Source organism: Cardiobacterium sp. Marseille-Q4385 (genome assembly GCF_916618745.1).
Classification (GTDB): Bacteria; Pseudomonadota; Gammaproteobacteria; order Cardiobacteriales; family Cardiobacteriaceae; genus Cardiobacterium.
Genome location: NZ_OU745373.1, coordinates 1 through 19,297, shown reverse-complemented (window position 1 = coordinate 19,297; position 19,297 = coordinate 1). Strand labels below are relative to the sequence as shown.

Sequence of the window (19,297 nt, the reverse complement as noted above, 5' to 3'; positions counted from 1 at the left end):
AGCCCATGAAACTCAACAAAGCCGCCCTGATCCTCGCCTGTCTGCTGACAACCACCGCCTACGCCGAACCCTACCCCAGACTTGATCCTAACAGTCTCATCAACGGCAGCCCAGACAACCCGCCCATCACCGTCAATATCGCCGCGCTGCAAAATGCCCTGCAAAATCTTGGTGACCATGCCGGCGACTATCCACCACGTTTTGATAGCGATGCCGACCGTGCTCAAGCGATCAAAGACCTCGCCCCGCTTGCCATCCTGCTGGAAGACATGACCAAAAACAGCGCAGCGAGCGGCAAAAAAGATAACGAAGCACATCTTGCCAGCCTGCAAATGAGCGCGCGCCTCTACTGGATCGGTCATAACCTGGATCAACCTGGTTATGCCGAAAAGGCTCACAACGCTTACATCCAGCTCCTGAAACTTGCGCCGAAAAACCGTAAAGCTGAAGTCGAAGACGAACTTGGCCGCTTTTTGGCATCCGTTGGTAAAGGTGATGAAGCCGTGCAGCACCTGCGCAACGCCTATAAGAGCGGCTATACCGATAGTGGTTTCCCGCTTGGTATGACCCTTCTCATACAAGGACAAAAAGAAGAAGCCATCCGCATCCTGCAAGACTATGCACAGAAAAATCCTAACGACCCGCGTCCGCAGCAAGTACTGGAAGCTGTTAACAGTGGGCAGTTTGAAATCCGCCGTGAGTAAATATAGTTGAATAGATAAAAAAGCGTAACAAGGCGCGTCGCCGCAGACAGTACAGGTAGTACGGCAAGGCGACGCAACGCTGTTACGATTTTTTTAGATGTTCAACTATAGCCTATCTCCATGTAATGGAGACCAAATAAACGTATTAAAAAAGCGGGCTGTTCAAGCCCGCTTTTTTATACAAGACAGCATTATTTCTTTTCTGTCGCATTAGCTTCATTTGTTGCCGGTGGCAATTTCGTTTGCGCAATCACATCGAGAAACACCAACGGTTCGTTGCCATTATTACGCAAGGCATGGCTCTGCCCCGGGCGGGCAATTGTCACATCACCTGCGCCAACAGCGGTTTCCTTGCCATTGCCGTCGGTAAAAATACCTGTGCCGGCAATAATGATATAGGCATCTTCATTATCCTTATGCTGATGCAGGCCAATAGAAGCACCGGGTGGCAAAGTCGTCCAGCCGATTTCACGCAGCGCATCATTCTCGTCCGTTTGCATGCGGGTATAAGCAAATTCACCAAGCAAATCGCCCTCACCACCCGCTGCCTTTTTCCGGTTCCAGGTATGTAAAGTCGTCTTTGGATAGACCTGCACACTGCGGTCAAGCGTTTTACCGTGAAAAACCTGCTCTGCAGTTTTAGGTTCGGCGACATTACCGCCTTTATCGGTCGCTGTTTCCGCCTGTGCCCCTACAAACATGGCACCGGCACATAATGCGCTTACCAGAAATACTTTCATCGCAATTACCTCATTGAACAAACAAAAAGCCTCCGCATTAGCGAAGGCCGGACCTCAATCAATCCCCCAGATTTTCTTCGGCGATCGCCTGACTGAGTGCACTGATTAATTTCTCGCTGACCTGATTGACCATGCTGACTTCGCGGGCAATCGTTTGTCTCTCCAGCAGCAAATCAAAGGTCATTTGCAAAGCACCAAGAATGACTAACCGCTCTAATGGCACTTTCGGATTATCTCGCCGCATATCAGCGAGGGAAAGATTTAATTGCTCCGCCGCTTCAAGCAATAAATCGCGTTCATGCGGTTCGCACATCAGCGGATAGGTATTTTCCAGAATCTGTAAAGTTACTTTCATCTTACTCATGATCCACTCCACGAATCCGGTCAATCATTGCCTGTTTACGCATATTGCAGCGATCCAGTTCTGCTTGCAGGGCGTCATAGGCGCGCTGATGTTCTTCCGCCTGCGCTTTTAATGCATCAGCATGTGCCGCAATCAAGGCTTCCTTTTCCGTTGCCCAATTCGCTTTTTCTTCATCATAACGACTGCGCCAGCGGGCATCGGCACTTTCCAAAGAGGCGCGATATTCCTCGGCGCGCTGCGCTTGCGCTTCCTGGTGTTCCTGAATACTTTGATTATGGCGTGCATTGAGTTGGTCATAATCATCCTGTAATTGCCGATGCTCTTTATTAAGCGCCCGCCATGCTTTAAGCAAAATATTGGTTTGCTTTTCGACGCGTTTTAATTCGTCGATATGTAAACGTTCCTGAACTGGCTTCATGCACATTCCCGTTTTCAAACTAAAAAACCATAATGGCCAAAGCCATTACCTCTCTTTCATCTATACTACCATTTTCCAGAAGATACGGACAAAACCATGACCACACAGCCTCATTATGATGCCCTTGAAGCCCTTATCCGTGAACGCGGCTGGTGGTTTGCCGCTAGCGAAGCGCACGGCATACAAACTGCCCTTGTCGCCTGCGGTAGTGGAGCGCGCTGGCCGGAAATCCTCTTTGCGCAAGGGGAAATCGATGCACTCGCGCGCGAAGCATTCGACCGCCTTGCCGCGCAAATTGAAGAAACCCTCTCCGGTGAGGCGCTTGACTACCAACTGCTCTTGCCCGAAGAAGGCACTCTTGCTGCCCGCGCCGAAGCGCTTGTTGCCTGGGTGCAGGGCTTTACCGTCGCCGCGCACTGGCTCAATCCCAAACTGGATGACGACTGCCGCGCCTTCCTTGCCGATCTTGACGAAATCAGCAAACTGGATGATCGCCTGGCAGACAGCGAAGAGAACCGGCAAATGCTCACTGGCCTCGAAGAACACTGCCGCATGGGCGCGCTAATGCTCTACGCCTACTGCCACCGCCATAACAAATAGCCTGCTAAAGAAGAGGAGCACCACCATGACCACCTGGACTCGCGACGCCCGCTACACCCCACTTACCGCCGCCACCCTCGCCCGCTACGAAGCCCTCTGCGCCGAGGTCGAGGCCAGCCCGTGGCGGCAGCACTACCATATCCAGCCACCTGCCGGCCTGCTCAACGACCCCAACGGCTTCAGCTACTGGCAGGGTGCCTACCACATCTTCTACCAATGGTTCCCGCTCGGCCCGGTACACGGCCTCAAATACTGGCGCCACCTGAGCAGCACCGACCTCGTCCACTACACCGATCACGGCACCGGCATCGCCCCCGACAGCGACTGGGATAGTCACGGTGCTTACAGCGGCAGCGCCATCGCCGACGGCGACGAACTGCTCATCGCCTACACCGGCAACCACCGCGAAGCGGACTGGACACGCATCCCCTACCAACTCACCGCCCACCTCGACACGCACAACCACCTGCGCAAAGACGAACCCTTCCTCAAAGGCGCACCAGAAGGCTACACCGAACACGTCCGCGATCCGAAAATCTGGCGCGAAGCAGACGGCAGCTACGGCATCATCCTTGGCGCGCAGCGCGCAGACCTGAGCGGAACCGCGCTGTATCTCACCTCAAAAGACGCACGCGACTGGCAGCTGCACGGCGAAATCGACACCGCCCAACCCACCTTCGGCTACATGTGGGAATGCCCCGACTACTTCCCGCTTGACGGCCACGACATCCTCACCTACTGCCCGCAGGGCCTGCCTGCCGATGGCGACAACTGCCGCAACCTCTACCAGAGCGGCTACCTCATCGGCCATTTCGACAAAACCGCCTGCTGCTTCACGCACGACGGCTTCCGCGAACTTGACCACGGCTTTGACTACTACGCGCCGCAAAGCGGCCTCGGCGCGAACGGCGAACGTCTGCTCATCGCCTGGATGGGCCTGCCAGATACCACCTGCCCCAGCGCGCGCGACGGCTGGGCGCACTGCCTCACCCTGCCGCGCGTGCTCACCGTCGAAAACGGCCAACTGCGCCAGCGCCCGCACCCGAACCTCACCCAACTGCGTGGCAGCGGCGCACATGACGGCGTGCATTACGAACTCATCCTGGATAACCCCGACAACCAGCCCTTCATCCTCACCTTGCGCGCCTCAGCGCGGGAAAAAACCGTCCTCACCTACAACGGTGAAGCCGTCATCCTCGACCGCAGTCAGAGCGGTGCCCTGCCCGAACCCGAAAAAGACACCCCCGGCAAAGGCGGGCACATCCGCCGCCTTGCCCTGCGTGACCTGCGCCGCCTGCAACTCTATTCCGACACTTCATCGCTGGAAATCTTCCTTAACGACGGCGAAGCGACCATGACCGCCGCCCTCTACCCTGCCCCAGACGCAACCGGCCTGCACATCGCTGCCGCCGATAGCGTCAGCATCACCACCTACCCGCTCAACAAAGCCTGAACACTACAAACAAGGAACTCCCCATGAGCCGCAAACCCCTCATCACCGCCCTCGCCTTTGGCAGCGCCACCCTCGCCGGTGGTGCAAGCCTTGACTTCGATCCCGCGCAGTACAGCGAAAAAACCGCTACCGTCAACGGCGAAACCATCACCTACCGCGCTTACGAAAACATCCCCTACGTCGCCAACCCCGTGGACGCCGCACACCAAACCATCAACATCTACATCCCCGCCGCCTACTACAACGGCGGCAGCATTAACGGCTACACCGCCGCCACCGCGCCCATCTACCTGCCGAACCAAATCGGCGGCTACATGCCCGCCAGCGCCGGCGTACCCGGCGCCAGCGGCTTCGGCCCGAAAAAAGAAGGGGCGGACGCCATGCAAACCGCGCTCGCCAAAGGCTACATCGTCGCCTCGCCCGGCGCACGCGGCCGCATCAGCGCTGACGGCAAAGCGCCCGCCGCCATCATCGACCTCAAAGCAGCGGTGCGCTACCTCAAACATAACGACGCCAACATGGCGGGCGATGCCGGCAAAATCATCAGCAACGGTACCAGCGCGGGCGGTGCCCTCTCCATCCTGCTCGGCGCCAGCAGCAACGCCCCCGACTACGACGCCGCCCTGAAAACCCTCGGCGCGGCAGAAGCTCCGGACGACATCTACGCCGTATCCGCCTACTGCCCCATCAGCATCCTCGACCACGCCGACAGCGCCTACGAATGGGAATTTCACGGCGTGAACGACTACGAAAAAATTGACGCCCGCCAAGTCGATTACCACGTCGAACGCCAACTACAAAAAGGCACCCTGAGCGCCGCCGAACAACAAACCTCGGCCGACCTTAAAGCCCAATTTCCCGCCTACCTGAACAGCCTCAACCTCAAAAACACGGACGGTACACCGCTTACCCTGGATGCCGACGGCAACGGCAGCTTCCGTGATGCGATTGCGGCATACCTCGGCAAAAGCGCCGAAACCGCCCTGAAAAACGGCCAAACCACCGTCGCCCAACTTGCCGCTGACCACCCGTGGCTGACCCTCGACGGCGACCGCGTGACTACTGTGGACTTCGCCGCCTACGCCAAAACCATCGGGCGGCAGAAAACCCCGCCCGCCTTCGACGCACTCGACCTCAGTAGCGGCGAAAACCAACTCTTCGGCAGCGCAAGCGAAGATAAGCGGCACTTCACCGCCTACAGCCAGGCACACAGCAGCGTCGCTGGCGCCGGCATGGCAGATGACGCGACCATCAAACAAATGAACCCGCTGCACTACATCAGCGACAAAACCGCGCCGCAACACTGGCGCATCCGCGTTGGCACCGCCGACAGCGACACCTCGCACGCCATCGCCGTCATCCTCGCAAGCAAACTGGCCAACAGCGGCAAAACCGTGGATCTCGCCATGCCGTGGCAAGTACCGCACAGCGGCGACTACGACCTGGACGAACTCTTCGCCTGGATGGATAACGTCGTCAAAAACAGCCAGCCATAACCCGCCAAGCGGGATAAACACTGGCTTTCCGCCGTTACTAAAAAACCGCCCCGAAGGGCGGTTTTTTGTTGGGCATCGTCACACATCCCAGTTCTTGAAGCCGGTCAGCCAGCGCGCGAAGTTGGGGTCGCGGTGGTCAAAGAAGCTGTTTGGCAGGCTGGTGGCCAGTGCGCTGTGGCCGGTGTCCAGCGTGGTGAGGCGCAGCATGTCGTCGCTGCTCAGTTCGAAGTCGAAGATGGCCTGATTTTCCCGCATCCGTTCGGGGCGCACGGTTTTCACCAGTGAGACGATGTCCCGTTGGTAGAGCCAGCGCAGTGCTACTTGCCCCGCCGTTTTGCCGTATTTCTGGCCGATTTCAACGAGTAACGGCTGGTTGAAGAAGTCGTATTTGCCCTCGGCGAATGATCCCCAGGCCGCGACGGTGATGCCGTTTGCCTGCATGTAGCCCACTTCGCGCGTCTGCTGGTGAAAGGGGTTGACCTCAATCTGGTTCACCATCGGCGCGATGCGGTTGAAGGTGGCGAGATCGACGAGGCGGTCGCTGTGGAAGTTGCTGACGCCGATGGCGCGGATTTTTCCCGCGTCGAAAAGTTCTTCGATGGCGCGCCATGCCCCGTGTACGTCGCCGTAGGGTTGGTGGATAAGGTAGAGGTCGAGGTAGTCGAGTTGCAGACGGTTCAGGCTGCGCTCGAATTGTGCTTTGGCGGCATCGTAGCTGGCGCTGTTCAGCCACAGTTTGGTGGTGATGAAGATGTCTTCCCGCTTGATGCCGCTTGCGCGGATGGCACGGCCGACTTGTTCTTCGTTGAAGTAGGCGGCAGCGGTATCGATATGGCGGTAGCCGCTGGCAATGGCATCTATGACGACGCGTTCGCATTCTTCGGGGAGCACTTGATAGACGCCGAAGCCGAGCATCGGGATGGTAACGCCGTTGGTCAGGGTGGCAGTGGGCTGGGTCATGGGGTTTACCTCGTAGTGGATGAAGCGGGCATTGTAAGCAGCGGGAACGAACGAATAAACGCTATCGCGAGCAGGCAGTCAGGGGAAGTGCTTTAATGAGCGGCATCAAGACAAATAAGGAGATCCCATGAACGTCAACGACACCGTTTTCCGCCAACTGGTCACAGCCGCCACCCGGGCGCCGTCCGGACACAACAGCCAGCCCTGGCATTTTCACGCCACCGCCGATGGCATCACCATCCTGCCCGACCCGGCGCGGACACTGCCCGCCGTCGATGGCGACCAGCGCGAACTCCTCATCAGCCTCGGCTGCGCGCTGGAAAACCTCTGTCTGCACGCCACCACCCTGCACTACGCCAGCACAGTGAGCATCAGCACCGATGGCCGCATTGATGTACATCTGCGTACGGATGATGCCCTGCCCGCCGACCCACTCGCCGCCAGCATCACGCGCCGCCAGAGCAACCGCGCGACCTGCGACGGGCGGATGGTGCCGGATGACGTTCTGCAAATCCTGCTGGCGGAAGCAACCGCGAACATCCACATCCACGCCTTCGCCCGCGACACGCCGGCCTTCACCCAACTGGGCGATGCTATCCGCCGGGGTAACGACGTACAGATGAACGACCCCGCCTTCAAAAACGAACTGCTGAGCTGGATACGCTACAACCGGAAACACAGTGAGGCGCACAACGATGGCATCAGCAACGCCGTGCTGGGCGCGCCCAATCTGCCACGCTGGCTGGCGAAAATCATCGTTAAAAGCATGATGAACGGCAAAACCCAGAACAAAACCGACGCTAAACATCTCGCCGCCGCCTCGCACCTGCTCCTTATCAGCAGCGACAGCGACGACAACGCCGCCCGCATCGCGACCGGTCGCGTCCTGCAACGCCTGCTGCTGCGCCTGAGTGCTGCGAACCTCGCCTGCGCCTTCCTCAACCAGCCCTGCGAAGTAGCGGCCATCCGCGCCGAATTGCGCGAAACGCTGCCCATTAGCCACGCCTATCCGCAGATCCTGCTGCGCATCGGCTATGCCGCTGAACAACCCTACTCGCTCCGCCGCCCTATTGACGAGGTAATTGCGTCCGGGGCTTGAGCCCATCTTCTAGCCGGGAAAATCGCTAAATAAAAGCACCTGCGAAGTGTGAATCGCAGGTGCGTAAAATAAGCGCCTCTTAATCCTATCAACCGCCCACATAAGGACTTTCTGTGGCACAAATCCTCACCCCCCTGAAAAAAAACAAAATGACGGTTGGCGAAAAACGCTTCGCCCAGCTCCTTAGCGACTATCTCGATAACGACTACCTCGTCTGGTACAACGTCCCCAGTAATGGCGAACAGCGCCGCTATCCGGATTTCCTTATCTTCCACCCCGGCCATGGCTTGTGGTGTCTGGAAATCAAGGACTGGCATATGGGCAACGTCACTGCCATGAACAAAAACACCGTGACACTGAAAGACGCGGAAACCTATGCCCATCCCATCGAGCAGGCGCGCGATTGCTGCCTTCCCGTCATTGACCACATGAAAACGGATAGTCAACTGTGTCAGTCAAGCGGCAAATATCAGGGCAAACTGCGCTTCCCCTGGGGTTTTGGTGCGGTGATGAGCAACTGGTTGCGCAGCAACCGCCTCACTAACATCCCGCCCGAAATCTTGCACGCCTGTTTCCCACCTCATCTCACCTGGTACAAAGAGGACATCCTCGAAGGCGTCCTCAGTCGCCGCGACTTTCTTGCCAAACTGCACGGCATGCTGCCATATAAATTCCCGATAAACCTCAGTGACGAAGAATGCCGCCGCGTGCGTGCCCACATCTATCCCGAATACATCGCTGACACCCAGGGCGAACTCTTCAAAGCCGACCCCGACCGCGTCGAAACCATCAAAATCATGGACAAAGCCCAGGAACGCCTTGCGCGCGAACTGGGCGACGGCCACCGCGTCATCCACGGCGTGGCCGGTTCTGGCAAAACCATCATCCTGCAATACCGCGCCCGCCAGCTTGCCGCAGAAAAACCTGGCAAACCCATTCTTATCATCTGCTACAACATCATGCTCGCCAGCCTGCTCAAAGCGCGCCTGCATGGCCTGGAAAACGTGGAAATCCGCTATTTCCATGACTGGTGCAGCCAGCTGAAAACGCAATACCACCTCAAAACCCCATATGGCGAGGATTTCACCAAAACCGTCTGCGCCGCTATCAACGACGGCACCATCCCCGGCGGCCAATACCGCGCCGTCCTCATCGACGAAGGCCACGACCTTGCCGAAGACTGGCTGTGCGCGCTTGCCAAAATGCCGGAAGGGGCTGATAGCAAAGCACAACAACTGCTCCTGCTCTATGACGACGCGCAAACCCTCTACACCGGGCGCCACAGCATTGATTTCTCGCTCTCCTCCGTCGGCATTCAGGCGCAGGGACGCACCCGCATCCTGCGCGTGAACTACCGCAACAGCGAAGAAATCTGCCAATACGCCGAAGACTTCAAACACCGCTTCATGACCGACACCCCGCTCAATGGCGAAATGACGGACGAAGCAGACGAAGAAAACGAAAGTACCGCAGAAAACGAAGCACAGCCCATCCCCATCCTTGCCGCAGAAAGTGGCGGTGGCAACAGCGGTATCGCCCCCGAATACCGGCAAACCGCCAACAGAGACGAAGAAATCCGCACCATCGCCGACGCCATCCGCGCCTGGCACGCAGCGGGCACGCCCTACGGCGACATTGCGGTCCTCTATTACAGAAAAGACCAGGGCAGGGAACTCGGCGCAGCGCTACAACAGGCAGGGATTCCCCTGCAAAACCCTATCAGCAGCGACGAGCGCAAACACTACCGTCCCGACCCGGAGAAAATCCTGCTTTGCACCCTCCACAGCAGCAAAGGCGGCGAATTTCCGCGCGTCATCATCAGTGGTGTGGACACCCTGCATGACGACAGCGAAGAACAGCGCCAACAAAACGCCCGCCTGCTTTATGTCGGCATGACCCGCGCGCAAAGCCACCTGCTGCTGACCGCCGCTGGCGAGAACACCTACACCCGCTTATTGAACCAACCTGGAAGCCATCCATGAACATCCTGCAAAAACTCTTCCCCCGCCGTCGCTCGCTTGACCCGGCCACCTTCACCAACCACCTGGCTGAAGCCATCCGCCAAGCTCATCCAGGGGCCAAAATCGACGTCCACACCGCCAAAGAAGCCGCTGGCTGCCACATACATATCACTTTTACCGATGACACCGAACTCACCCCTTCCGTGATAAACCTGTGGCAGGTTTACCAGCAACAACCCGCTGCCCTGAATGAAATCATCAGCCAGTACGTCGCTGGCATCAACGAAACCGCACGCATGATCAGCGGCGACGACATCCCGCAGGCGGCACAAATCCTGCCCGTCATCAAAAACCACAGCTGGTTACAAGAAAGTCTCGCCGCCCTGGGGGACGACAACCGTGCCGCAGAGCGGCACTACAACATCCCACTTGTGGGCGACCTTGCGCTGACCTTCGTCGTTGATAACGAACACAATATGCGCTTCCTCACCACAGACGACAGCGCCGCTCTCGGCCTGGACGACCTCCGGGTTCTCACCCAACAAGCCGAAGAAAACCTCGCGGCCTACATCGACGAACACGGCTATACCAGTTACACCAGCCAGGACGGCCTGCTGCACCGATTCGTCGTGGACGGGGTGTACGACGCCAGCCTCATATTTTTTCTCGACCCTCTCCTTGAACAACTCCCCATCCGAAACGCCGCTGTCGCCGTTGCCGCTCGCGATGCCTTATTTATCTGCGATGCAGATGACCCCGCCGCCCTTGCCCGCCTGCGAGCAGAAACCGACGCCGTACAAGACTCACCCTACACCATCTCGACGCAGCTCTACCGCTGGCAGGATGGCCGCCTCACCCCCTATCCAGCACCATGAACACCTACAGCTACGGCAGCCACACCCTGCTCGACTGCTACGGTTGCGACGCCGCCCTGCTTGGCGATGCCGAAGGTCTTGAAGACCTCCTGCACGAGGCGGCACAAGCGGCGGGGGCGACTATTCTCGCCGCCCATTTCCACCATTTCGGTGCGGGGGCAGGCGTGACTGGTGTGTTGCTGCTCGCTGAATCGCACCTCAGCATCCACACCTGGCCGGAGCACCATTTTGCTGCTCTCGACATCTATCTTTGCAGCGGCGACATCGCCCGTGCCCGTCGCATCATTGAGGCGGCACTGCGCCCTGCACGCAGCGATTGGCGGGCATTTCCGCGCGGCTGTGGCGATAAGGTGCTGCCTTAAACCAAGAAACACTGTCCCAGAGAGTAAGCGGTGATTTTTTGTACATGACAAAGTTATGAAAAAAGCCCGCCTAAGCGGGCTTTTTCTTGCGGATCAGAATCCCGCCTGCTGCTCCAGCTGGGCGACGATGCCGTCATCAAGCTTGAGCGCGGTGGCGAGTTCGTGCAGGAAGACGATTTCCTTGCGGTCCAGTTCGCCGCAGACTACGCGCGCGGCGAGATAGAGTTCGGAAGCAAGCACACGGTCATCACCAGCGGCAGCGGCAATTTCCTGCGGCGTCGCTGGACGGCGCAGTTGCGCTTCCAGCCATTGCCGCACTTCCGCGCTTTCCGCGCCGATTTGCGTGAGGATGCTCTGGCTTTCCGCTTCATCAATGCGGCCGTCAGCAGCGGCGGCAGCAATCATCACTTTCATTGTCAGTTCGCCAGCCTGAGCGGCCTGCGCTGGGGAGCGTTCGGTAGCGGGCAAAAGCGGTTGCTGTTGTCCCGCAGTCTGCTGCCCACCCTGATAGTTTTTCCAGGCGTTATAGGCAAGTGCGCCGAGGGCGGCCATCGAGCCGAGTTCCAGGGCGCTGCGGCCAAAGCCTTTGCGCCCCATGAGCAATGAGAGCAGGCTGGTCGCCGCCACGCCGCCGCCAAAACCTTTGAGGGTGTCGCGGTTGACGCCGCCGAGCAGGTTGCCACCCTGGCGCGCGATTTGCTGCCCGCCGCTTAATACCTGATTTAGAATGCTGTTAAAGTCCACGAGATTGGCTCCTTGTCGCCGGTTGAATGGGGTCGTCATCATGTCATGCTTCGGAGAATTCATGCAATCCCAGCCGTTTGCCCGCCGCTACGCCACCGCCTTCGCGCTCATCGTCTTCCTGCTTTTTTGCACGCTATTCTTCTTCGCTTATAACCGCCACGAATCCGCCGCCCATCTGCCAAACCGCCACGCGCAGGCGGTGGATGACGTGCTTACCCTGAAAATCTCCGCCGACGGCCACTTCCGCACCCCAGGCACCATCAACGGCGAAGCAGTCATTTTCATGCTTGACACCGGCGCCAGTGGCGTAGCCCTGAGCGATAATCTGGCGCGGCGCATCGGCCTGCAACCACGCGGGCACAGCCGGGTCAGCACCGCTAACGGCGTCACCGACGCCGGCCTCGTTACCCTGGACGAACTGGGCTTCGGCGGCTGGCAATTCGAGCGCGTCCCCGCCACGGTGATGCCGCAGATGGAGGATGAAGTACTGCTCGGCATGCAAATCCTGCGCCATTTTGAATGGAAGCAATCAGGCGGCGAATTACGCCTGCAACCGACCCCCTGAGTTATCCACAAAAACTGTGTATAAGCGCGGGGGAAAGATGCTTATCCCATGTTCGTAAAACAGTTTTTTTGCCCTGCTTTCTTTTTGCGCAGGCAATAGTGTGATGGCGTAACCCATTGATTCCTCGTGTGTTGTAGGCGCGCAACAAGCCGTCATCTTGGGTGGAAAAACAATAATCCCTCGTATTTATACCTTTGTACCCTGCGTATAGTGCTGCCCTTCACAAGGGCATCCTTGGCCTCAACCATAACTTGCTGTTTTGCTTTCTAACTCTTGTTACCCTATTAGCGATTTCACGATCCCCTTGGGCTTCGTACTCGACCAAAAAACCTTCCCCAGCGGCTAATCTGCACAACAACACAAGCATTTTTGCGGGTACCCGGCGAAGGGTTTGAAGACGCGAAGTGCTCGTGCCGCGAGAAAGGAGCAGACAAATCGCGATAGCGACAAAACCCGGTAACCGCACCGCTCCCCCTGATCACCCAATTCCCGGAGCCTCCATGTTTGGCATCGACAACATCCTCCTCCTGCTCGCCGCCTGGATCGCGGCGGAATCCGCGCATCAGCCTATCGCCCGCTATTCCCTGATTGGCCTCGTCGTCATTGGCTACCTCGTTGCGCTCACCGCTATTGCTTTCCTCGCGCTCGTCATCATCGGTGTCATCACCCGCCGCCAGCCGCCGCGAGTTGGCTACACCTATTTTGCTGTGTTTCTCGCCGCAGAAATTGTCGTAGCCATCCTGATTGTCATCCGCTTCTTCACCCACCTTGCCTGACTATGCGCCGCCTCATCCTCTTCCTGCTGCCGTTCCTCCTTGCCGCCTGTTCGCTTATCGAATATCAGCCGCTCGCCACTATTGATCACGTTGACCGCAGTCGCGGTTACCGCCTGGAAGCGGCCCTCGATACCACACAAAACGACGACGGCCTGCTGCTCGTCCTCCTTTTCTCCGGCGGCGGCACGCGTGCGGCTGCCTTCGGCTACGGTGTGCTGGAAACGCTGGCGGCGACACCGGTGACCGGTTATGGCAAAACAGAATCACTGCTCGCGAAAATCGACCTCGTGCACGGTGTCTCCGGCGGTTCCATCCTCGCCACCTATCTCGCCCTGCACGGCGCGGATACCGTGCCGCAATTCGAGCGGCAGTTCCTGCGTCAGAATCTGCAAAGCGCGGTTCTGCGCCAACTCTTCTCGCTTGCCAACCTGCCACGCCTCACCGCCCCCGAATACGGGCGTGGCGACCTGCTCGCCGAAGAACTCGACCGCCTGCTTTACCACGGTGCGACCTTCGCCGCGCTGGATAGCGGGCGCAAAGGGCCGTTTGCCGTCATCAGTGCCACCGACATGAGCATCGGCCAGCGCATCGAATTCACCCAGGAATTTTTTGATGCACTCTGCCTCGACCTGAACCGCCTGCCGATTGCCCGCGCCGTCGCCGCTTCCAGCGCCGTGCCGCTGGTCTTCGCGCCGCTGACCCTGAATAACCACGGCGGCCACTGCCACTACCAGCCCCCACCGCGTGCCACGGGCGAACAGGCCGTGCAGCGCTTCACCACGCCCTACCAGAACAGCGCCGCCCGCCCCTACATCCACCTGCTCGACGGCGGCCTGACCGATAACCTCGGCCTGCGCAGCCTGCTCGATTTCGCCGACATCTACGGCGGCGACAATATTTACCGCCACATCACCGATGGCAAAGTGCGCGATATCGTCGTCATCAGCGTCAACGCACAAAACCGCCTCGACAGCAGCATCGACCAGAGCCCGGCCATCCCCGGCCTGATGGACGTAGCAAGTGCCATCATCAACGTTCCCATCGACGGCAACACCCAGGAAAGCATCCGCAACTTCCGCCGCTTCGCCGATGATTGGAACGCACACGGCGGTAAAAACCGCGTCGCCCTGCACTTCATCGACCTCAACCTGGATGACCTGCCCGACGGCACCCTGAAACAGCAGGTACTCAACATCGGCACCACCTTCTACCTGCCGGAAGCGGATATCCGCGCCCTGCGGCAGAGCGCAAAAATCCTGCTCGAACAAAATACGACCTACCGCAACCTGCCCGGCCTGAAAGGCAACCGCCCTGCCCTGCCCGCCGATCCGCTGCATCTTTACCGGAGCAGATCGCCGTCGCCCGCCGCACAAAACAGGTAAAATTCGCTGTTTTTTGCGCAGCCATCCAGCGAGGAAACCGCCATGACCGAAGAACACCGCACCGACGATACCCGCGAACGTCCCTCAGCCAATATTGAGCGCATCCACCAGCTCGTTGAAACCCTGATGCCCGCTGCTGCCGCCATCATGGCCGGGACGACACAACTGGACAATCCTGCGCAACAAGCGGCATTGGCAGAACTCAACACCAACCTTGTTGAGCTGCATCCCGCCGACGTCGCCGACATTCTCGAATCCCTGCCGCAGGAAGAGCGGATGCTCGTCTGGCATCTTGCCGTGCCGGAAGAAGACGGCGAAGTCTTGCTCGAAGTCTCGGACGCCGTGCGCGAAAGTCTCATTGGCATGATGGATCAAGAGGAAATGCTGGCGGCGGTTGATGATCTGGATGCCGACGAACTGGCGGAACTCGCTGATGACCTGCCACGCGAAGTGGTGCACGAAGCCCTGAGCACGCGGGATGCCGAAGAGCGCGCGCAAATCCAGGCGGCAATGTCCTACGAAGACAACCAGGTCGGCGCCATCATGGACTTTGAAATGCTCGACATCCGCGCCGACGTCACCTGCGAAGTCGTCCTGCGCTACCTGCGCCGCTTCGACCGTCTGCCGGATCACACCGATAAAATCTTTGTTACCGATGAAGACGACGTCCTGCGCGGTGTACTACTCCTGCGCAAACTGCTCGTTTCCGCGCCGGACAAACGCGTTGAAGACATCATGATCAAAGACGTCGTTCTCTTTCACCCCGAAGACGACGTCGAAGACGCCGCGCAGGCCTTCGAACGCTACGACCTCGTTACCGCGCCGGTGGTAGATGCAAACCGCAAACTCATCGGGCGCATCACCATCGACGAAATCGTGGACGTCATCCGCGAAGAGTCCGATGCCGACATGCTCAATATGGCAGGTTTACAAGAAGAAGAAGACCTTTTCGCGCCGGTACTTGATTCCGTAAAAAACCGCTGGATGTGGCTTGCCATCAACCTCTGCACCGCCTTCCTCGCCAGCCGCGTCATCGGCGCCTTTGAAGGTTCCATCGAAAAAATTGTGGCGCTCGCCACCCTGATGCCGATTGTCGCCGGCATCGGCGGCAACTCCGGCAACCAGACCATCACCATGATCGTGCGCGCGCTGGCGATGGGGCAGCTCTCCACCGCACAAGCGGGCAAACTGCTGCGCAAAGAAATCGGCGTGGCGCTGGTGAACGGCCTTCTCTGGGGTAGCGTGATGGGGCTTGTCTCCTGGCTGCTCTATGACAACATCGGTATCGGCTTCGTCATGGTGGCAGCGATGACGCTGAACCTGCTGCTGGCGGCAACCGTCGGCGTCCTCATCCCGGTCATCATGGAAAAAACCGGACGCGACCCGGCACTCGGCAGCTCAGTGCTGATTACCGCCGTCACCGACTCCGGCGGCTTCTTTATCTTCCTCGGCCTCGCGACCCTATTCCTGCTGTAACAAACCGCCCGCCAGTACCGCCCTGACCGGCGTATAACTGCGGCGGTGTTCCGGCGTTGCACCGAGGCGGGCGAGCGCGGCGAGATGCGCCCTGGTGCCATAGCCCTTGTGCGCGGCGAAACCGTAGCCGGGAAAACGCGCGTCCAGCTCCGCCATCTGCCGGTCCCGCGTAACTTTGGCGATGATGGAAGCGGCGGCGATGCAGGCCTCGCTCGCATCCCCGCCGACAATCGCCCGCGCCGGCATGGCGAGAGTGGGCGTGAACTTGCCGTCCACCAGCACCTGCTGCGGCGCGGTCGCGAGTCCCTCGACCGCGCGCCGCATGGCGAGCAGCGTCGCATGATGGATATTCAGCGCGTCAATCTCGGCGGGCGAGGCAACAGCGGCGCACCACGCCAATGCCTGTGCCGTGATGCCGTCAAACAGCACCTCGCGCTGTCGCGCGCGCAGTTTCTTGCTGTCAGTCAGGCCGGGCAAAGCGAACCGCGCGGGCAGTATCACTGCGGCGGCAACGACATTGCCGACCAGCGCGCCGCGCCCGGCCTCGTCCACCCCGGCAGTCAGCGCCAGCATCAAAAATGCGGCGGAATCTCGTCCGCCGGATTGCGTGGTTCGCGCACATCGCGCTCCTGCAACTGTTGCCACAGCAGGCGCAACTGCCCCTGCTGCAAATCCAGCAGCTCGCGCAGGGCAGCGACGCCCGCATTCAACTCCGCCAGCAAATCCTCCTGATACGCCAAGCGCGATTCCAGGCGTTCCAAACGCGCCTCCAACTCGCCCGTCACTGGCGGTCCAGGCGCAGCTCGCCGCCTTGGGCGAGATTTTCCGCCTTCAAATCCTCGATGCTGATCCAGATGGCGCTTTCCGGCACGCCGATGCTCTCGGCCACGGCGCGGGTAACATTCTTCGCAAGCGCACGTTTCTGTTCGACACTGCGGCCTTCCACAATCTTGATATTGACAATGGGCATAAATACCTCGAAAACAGATGCAATTAAGGGACTTGGATTATAGTCCCAAGCCGCGCGAACTCGCTATAATGCCCGCGTCCTTCAACCCTAACCGAGGTGTAACATGGAAAAAAAAGCGCTGCTCTATACCGGCAAATCCAAGGCCATTTATGCGACCGACGATCCGGAGCTCGTCATCATTCACTACAACGACGATGCCACCGCCGGCAACGGCGCCAAACATGAAATCATCGAAGGCAAAGGCATCCTCAACAACCGCATAGCCACGCTGATCTTCCGTGCCCTTATCACCGCCGGCATCCCCACCCACTACCGCGAGACCCTGAACGAGCGCGAACAACTCTGCGAAAAAGTCGAAATCATCCCGCTTGAAGTCATCGTCAGGAACGTCATCGCCGGCTCCATGGCGGCGCGCCTCGGCTTCGAAGAAGGCACCGAGACCGAATACCCCATCTTCGAAATCTGCTACAAAAACGACGAACTCGGCGACCCGCTGATTAACGACGACCACGCTGTCGCCCTCGGCATCGCCACCTACGAAGAACTCGACCGCATCTACGAACTCACCGACCAGATCAACGCCGTCCTTTTCGACATCTTCGACGAATGCGACGTACTCCTGGTGGACTTCAAAATCGAATTTGGCCGCACCGCCGACGGCGAAATCGTCCTCGCTGACGAAATCAGCCCGGACAGCTGCCGCCTCTGGGATGCCGACACCAACGAAAAACTCGACAAAGACCGCTTCCGTCGTGACATGGGCGGCCTGATCGAAGCTTACCAGGACATCCTCGACCGCCTCGAAGAACTTGAGGAAGAAGAAGAGGACGAATAAAACCACTAAAAAACCTCCCCCCGCTTGCGGGGGAGGGGTCGCTTTGCGACGGAGGGGGGGCAACACATAAACCAGGCCCGCTAACCCAACAAACCGGAGAACACATGAACCTCGACTACAAAAGTGCGGGCGTGGACAAAGAAGCGGGCTACGACACCGTCGAACGCATCAAACAATACGCAGGCGCAACACACAACGCCCGCGTCCTCGGACAAATCGGCGCCTTCGGCGCCTTTTACGACCTGAGCGGCTACAAACATCCCATCCTCGTATCCGGCACCGACGGCGTCGGCACCAAACTCAAAATCGCCTTCGCCCTCGAAAAATACGACACCATCGGCATCGACGCCGTCGCCATGTGCGTGAACGACATCCTCTGCCACGGCGCCGCGCCGCAATACTTCCTCGACTACCTCGCCTGCGGCAAACTCGAACCGGCAGTCGCCGCCGACATCGTCAAAGGCGTGGCCGAAGGCTGCACACAGGCGGGCGCGGCCCTCATCGGCGGCGAAACCGCCGAAATGCCCGGCTTCTACCAGGCGGGCGAATACGACATCGCGGGATTTGCCGTCGGCGTCGTCGAAAAAGATGACCTTATCGACGGCAGCAAAGTAGAAGCGGGCGACATCCTCATCGGCCTGCCGTCCAGCGGCTACCACAGCAACGGCTACTCACTGCTGCGCAAAATCTTCACCGACCTCAACGCCACGCATGATGGCAAAACCATCGGCGAACACCTGCTCACCCCGACCAAAATCTACGTCAAACCCGTCCTGGATGTTCTCGGCAAACACCGCGTGCACGGCCTTGCCCACATCACTGGCGGCGGCCTACCGGAAAACCTGCCGCGCGCCTATCGCAAAGGCCTCACTGCCGTGGTCGATACCGCATCCTTTCCCACCCTGCCGCTCATGGACACCGTCCTGCAACACGTCAAGCGGGAAGAAAGCTACGGCACCTTCAACATGGGCATCGGCTTCATCTTCATCGCCCCGGCAAGCGAAGCGGACGCCATCCTCGCCACCTTGCAAACGCATGGCGAAGCCGCATGTATCATTGGGGAAATGCAGAGTGGTGATGCCCCACTGATATTGCGATAAAAATCTGTACGCACAGAGCGGCGGGCAATGCCCGCCGTTTTCATTTCCTTATCTCCAAAAGCTCGCCAAGCGACGGTTTTGTCGCACAGACTGCCGCGCGGTAGCCCTTTACACAACATCCGGCATCCGTACACAACAAAAAGCCCCTCACTTGGTGAGCGAGGGGCTGGCGTGGGGTTAAACCCATTCGCGTAGCAGCAAAACCACAAGCGGCGGTTTTGTCGCTTCGTTCAAGCGGCGGTTTTGTCGCTTCGTTCAAGCGGCGGGTTTGTCGCTTCGTTCAAGCGGCGGTTTTTCCTTCTTGTCCACCGGGGGGTTGGCTTTTTTTTTTCTCCGGGGCGGTGTTGCGTCCCTTGTTGCGGGGGGTTTGTGCTGTCTTTCTGGCGGGGGCGTTGGGGTGTCTTTTCTGCGGGTGCG

The 19,297-nt window shown here is 58.9% G+C and carries 22 protein-coding genes; 14 read left to right on the top strand and 8 right to left on the bottom strand.

Translation table 11 applies throughout. The annotated features are described in order from the left end of the window. The first annotated feature begins 5 nt into the window (after positions 1-5). A complete protein-coding gene (locus LG374_RS00110) occupies positions 6-704 on the top strand; it encodes a hypothetical protein (RefSeq protein WP_225755793.1) in 699 nt (232 codons plus the stop codon). A 191-nt stretch (positions 705-895) separates the two neighbouring features. On the opposite strand, the gene LG374_RS00105 is transcribed toward LG374_RS00110, so the two are convergent. From LG374_RS00105 to LG374_RS00095, 3 genes are all read right to left on the bottom strand, one after another. Beyond that, a complete protein-coding gene (locus LG374_RS00105) occupies positions 896-1,405 on the bottom strand; it encodes a cupin domain-containing protein (RefSeq protein WP_370639317.1) in 510 nt (169 codons plus the stop codon). A gap of 97 nt (positions 1,406-1,502) precedes the next feature. Next, positions 1,503-1,808, bottom strand: a complete 306-nt coding sequence (locus LG374_RS00100; protein WP_006984749.1) for a cell division protein ZapA — start codon at positions 1,806-1,808, stop codon at positions 1,503-1,505. Further along, positions 1,801-2,226: a hypothetical protein gene (locus tag LG374_RS00095; protein WP_225755791.1), complete on the bottom strand. Its 426-nt coding sequence runs from the start codon at positions 2,224-2,226 to the stop codon at positions 1,801-1,803. The genes LG374_RS00100 and LG374_RS00095 overlap by 8 nt, the downstream gene beginning before the upstream one ends. 96 nt (positions 2,227-2,322) lie before the next feature. Here LG374_RS00095 and LG374_RS00090 point away from each other — a divergent pair, with 96 nt between their 5' ends. The 3 genes from LG374_RS00090 to LG374_RS00080 are packed head-to-tail and all read left to right on the top strand — an operon-like array spanning position 2,323 to position 5,775. Further along, entirely contained in the window at positions 2,323-2,826 is a 504-nt protein-coding gene (locus LG374_RS00090; RefSeq protein WP_225755790.1) for a UPF0149 family protein, read from the top strand. 25 nt (positions 2,827-2,851) lie between these two features. Continuing rightward, the gene (locus LG374_RS00085; RefSeq protein WP_225755789.1) at positions 2,852-4,279 is read left to right on the top strand and encodes a sucrose-6-phosphate hydrolase; all 1,428 of its coding nucleotides are present in this window, start codon (positions 2,852-2,854) and stop codon (positions 4,277-4,279) included. Positions 4,280-4,302: 23 nt separating this feature from the next. Next, positions 4,303-5,775, top strand: a complete 1,473-nt coding sequence (locus LG374_RS00080; protein ID WP_225755788.1) for a subtype B tannase — start codon at positions 4,303-4,305, stop codon at positions 5,773-5,775. 78 nt (positions 5,776-5,853) lie between these two features. On the opposite strand, the gene LG374_RS00075 is transcribed toward LG374_RS00080, so the two are convergent. Next, on the bottom strand, positions 5,854-6,735 hold the full coding sequence (locus LG374_RS00075) for an aldo/keto reductase (protein ID WP_225755787.1): 882 nt from the start codon (positions 6,733-6,735) through the stop codon (positions 5,854-5,856). A 127-nt stretch (positions 6,736-6,862) separates the two neighbouring features. Here LG374_RS00075 and LG374_RS00070 point away from each other — a divergent pair, with 127 nt between their 5' ends. The 4 genes from LG374_RS00070 (at position 6,863) to speD (ending at position 11,032) form a co-directional block, all read left to right on the top strand. Beyond that, a complete protein-coding gene (locus tag LG374_RS00070) occupies positions 6,863-7,834 on the top strand; it encodes a nitroreductase family protein (RefSeq protein WP_225755786.1) in 972 nt (323 codons plus the stop codon). 113 nt (positions 7,835-7,947) lie between these two features. Beyond that, positions 7,948-9,816, top strand: coding sequence for a 3'-5' exonuclease (locus LG374_RS00065; RefSeq protein ID WP_225755785.1), 1,869 nt, complete (start codon positions 7,948-7,950; stop codon positions 9,814-9,816). Further along, positions 9,813-10,670 (top strand): hypothetical protein, encoded by an 858-nt coding sequence (locus LG374_RS00060; protein WP_225755784.1) that lies wholly within the window; start codon positions 9,813-9,815, stop codon positions 10,668-10,670. The genes LG374_RS00065 and LG374_RS00060 overlap by 4 nt, the downstream gene beginning before the upstream one ends. Beyond that, positions 10,667-11,032 carry an adenosylmethionine decarboxylase gene (speD, locus tag LG374_RS00055; protein ID WP_225755783.1) on the top strand — a complete coding sequence of 122 codons (366 nt, stop codon included), beginning with the start codon at positions 10,667-10,669 and terminating at the stop codon, positions 11,030-11,032. The genes LG374_RS00060 and speD overlap by 4 nt, the downstream gene beginning before the upstream one ends. Before the next feature lie 93 nt (positions 11,033-11,125). Here speD and LG374_RS00050 read toward each other — a convergent pair whose 3' ends face one another. Then, positions 11,126-11,818 carry a tellurite resistance TerB family protein gene (locus LG374_RS00050; protein WP_225755782.1) on the bottom strand — a complete coding sequence of 231 codons (693 nt, stop codon included), beginning with the start codon at positions 11,816-11,818 and terminating at the stop codon, positions 11,126-11,128. A 19-nt stretch (positions 11,819-11,837) separates the two neighbouring features. Between LG374_RS00050 and LG374_RS00045 the strand changes: the two genes are divergently transcribed. The 4 genes from LG374_RS00045 (at position 11,838) to mgtE (ending at position 15,975) form a co-directional block, all read left to right on the top strand. Continuing rightward, positions 11,838-12,341: a TIGR02281 family clan AA aspartic protease gene (locus LG374_RS00045; protein ID WP_225755781.1), complete on the top strand. Its 504-nt coding sequence runs from the start codon at positions 11,838-11,840 to the stop codon at positions 12,339-12,341. A gap of 500 nt (positions 12,342-12,841) precedes the next feature. Next, a complete protein-coding gene (locus LG374_RS00040; RefSeq protein WP_225755780.1) occupies positions 12,842-13,117 on the top strand; it encodes a hypothetical protein in 276 nt (91 codons plus the stop codon). Positions 13,118-13,119: 2 nt separating this feature from the next. Further along, the gene (locus LG374_RS00035; protein WP_225755779.1) at positions 13,120-14,499 is read left to right on the top strand and encodes a patatin-like phospholipase family protein; all 1,380 of its coding nucleotides are present in this window, start codon (positions 13,120-13,122) and stop codon (positions 14,497-14,499) included. Between the two features lie 42 nt (positions 14,500-14,541). Beyond that, positions 14,542-15,975, top strand: coding sequence for a magnesium transporter (gene mgtE / locus LG374_RS00030; RefSeq protein ID WP_225755778.1), 1,434 nt, complete (start codon positions 14,542-14,544; stop codon positions 15,973-15,975). On the opposite strand, the gene rnhB is transcribed toward mgtE, so the two are convergent. The 3 genes from rnhB to LG374_RS00015 are packed head-to-tail and all read right to left on the bottom strand — an operon-like array spanning position 15,961 to position 16,945. Further along, positions 15,961-16,548: a ribonuclease HII gene (rnhB, locus tag LG374_RS00025; RefSeq protein ID WP_225755777.1), complete on the bottom strand. Its 588-nt coding sequence runs from the start codon at positions 16,546-16,548 to the stop codon at positions 15,961-15,963. The genes mgtE and rnhB overlap by 15 nt on opposite strands. Then, positions 16,548-16,760, bottom strand: coding sequence for a SlyX family protein (locus LG374_RS00020; protein WP_225755776.1), 213 nt, complete (start codon positions 16,758-16,760; stop codon positions 16,548-16,550). Before LG374_RS00020 ends, rnhB begins: the two co-directional genes overlap by 1 nt. Then, entirely contained in the window at positions 16,757-16,945 is a 189-nt protein-coding gene (locus LG374_RS00015; RefSeq protein ID WP_006986785.1) for a 2-hydroxymuconate tautomerase, read from the bottom strand. The genes LG374_RS00020 and LG374_RS00015 overlap by 4 nt, the downstream gene beginning before the upstream one ends. 103 nt (positions 16,946-17,048) lie before the next feature. Here LG374_RS00015 and purC point away from each other — a divergent pair, with 103 nt between their 5' ends. After that, entirely contained in the window at positions 17,049-17,780 is a 732-nt protein-coding gene (gene purC / locus LG374_RS00010) for a phosphoribosylaminoimidazolesuccinocarboxamide synthase (protein WP_225755775.1), read from the top strand. Positions 17,781-17,884: 104 nt separating this feature from the next. Continuing rightward, complete coding sequence (gene purM, locus LG374_RS00005; protein ID WP_225755774.1) at positions 17,885-18,880, top strand: phosphoribosylformylglycinamidine cyclo-ligase; 996 nt, start codon at positions 17,885-17,887, stop codon at positions 18,878-18,880. Positions 18,881-19,297: the final 417 nt, after the last annotated feature.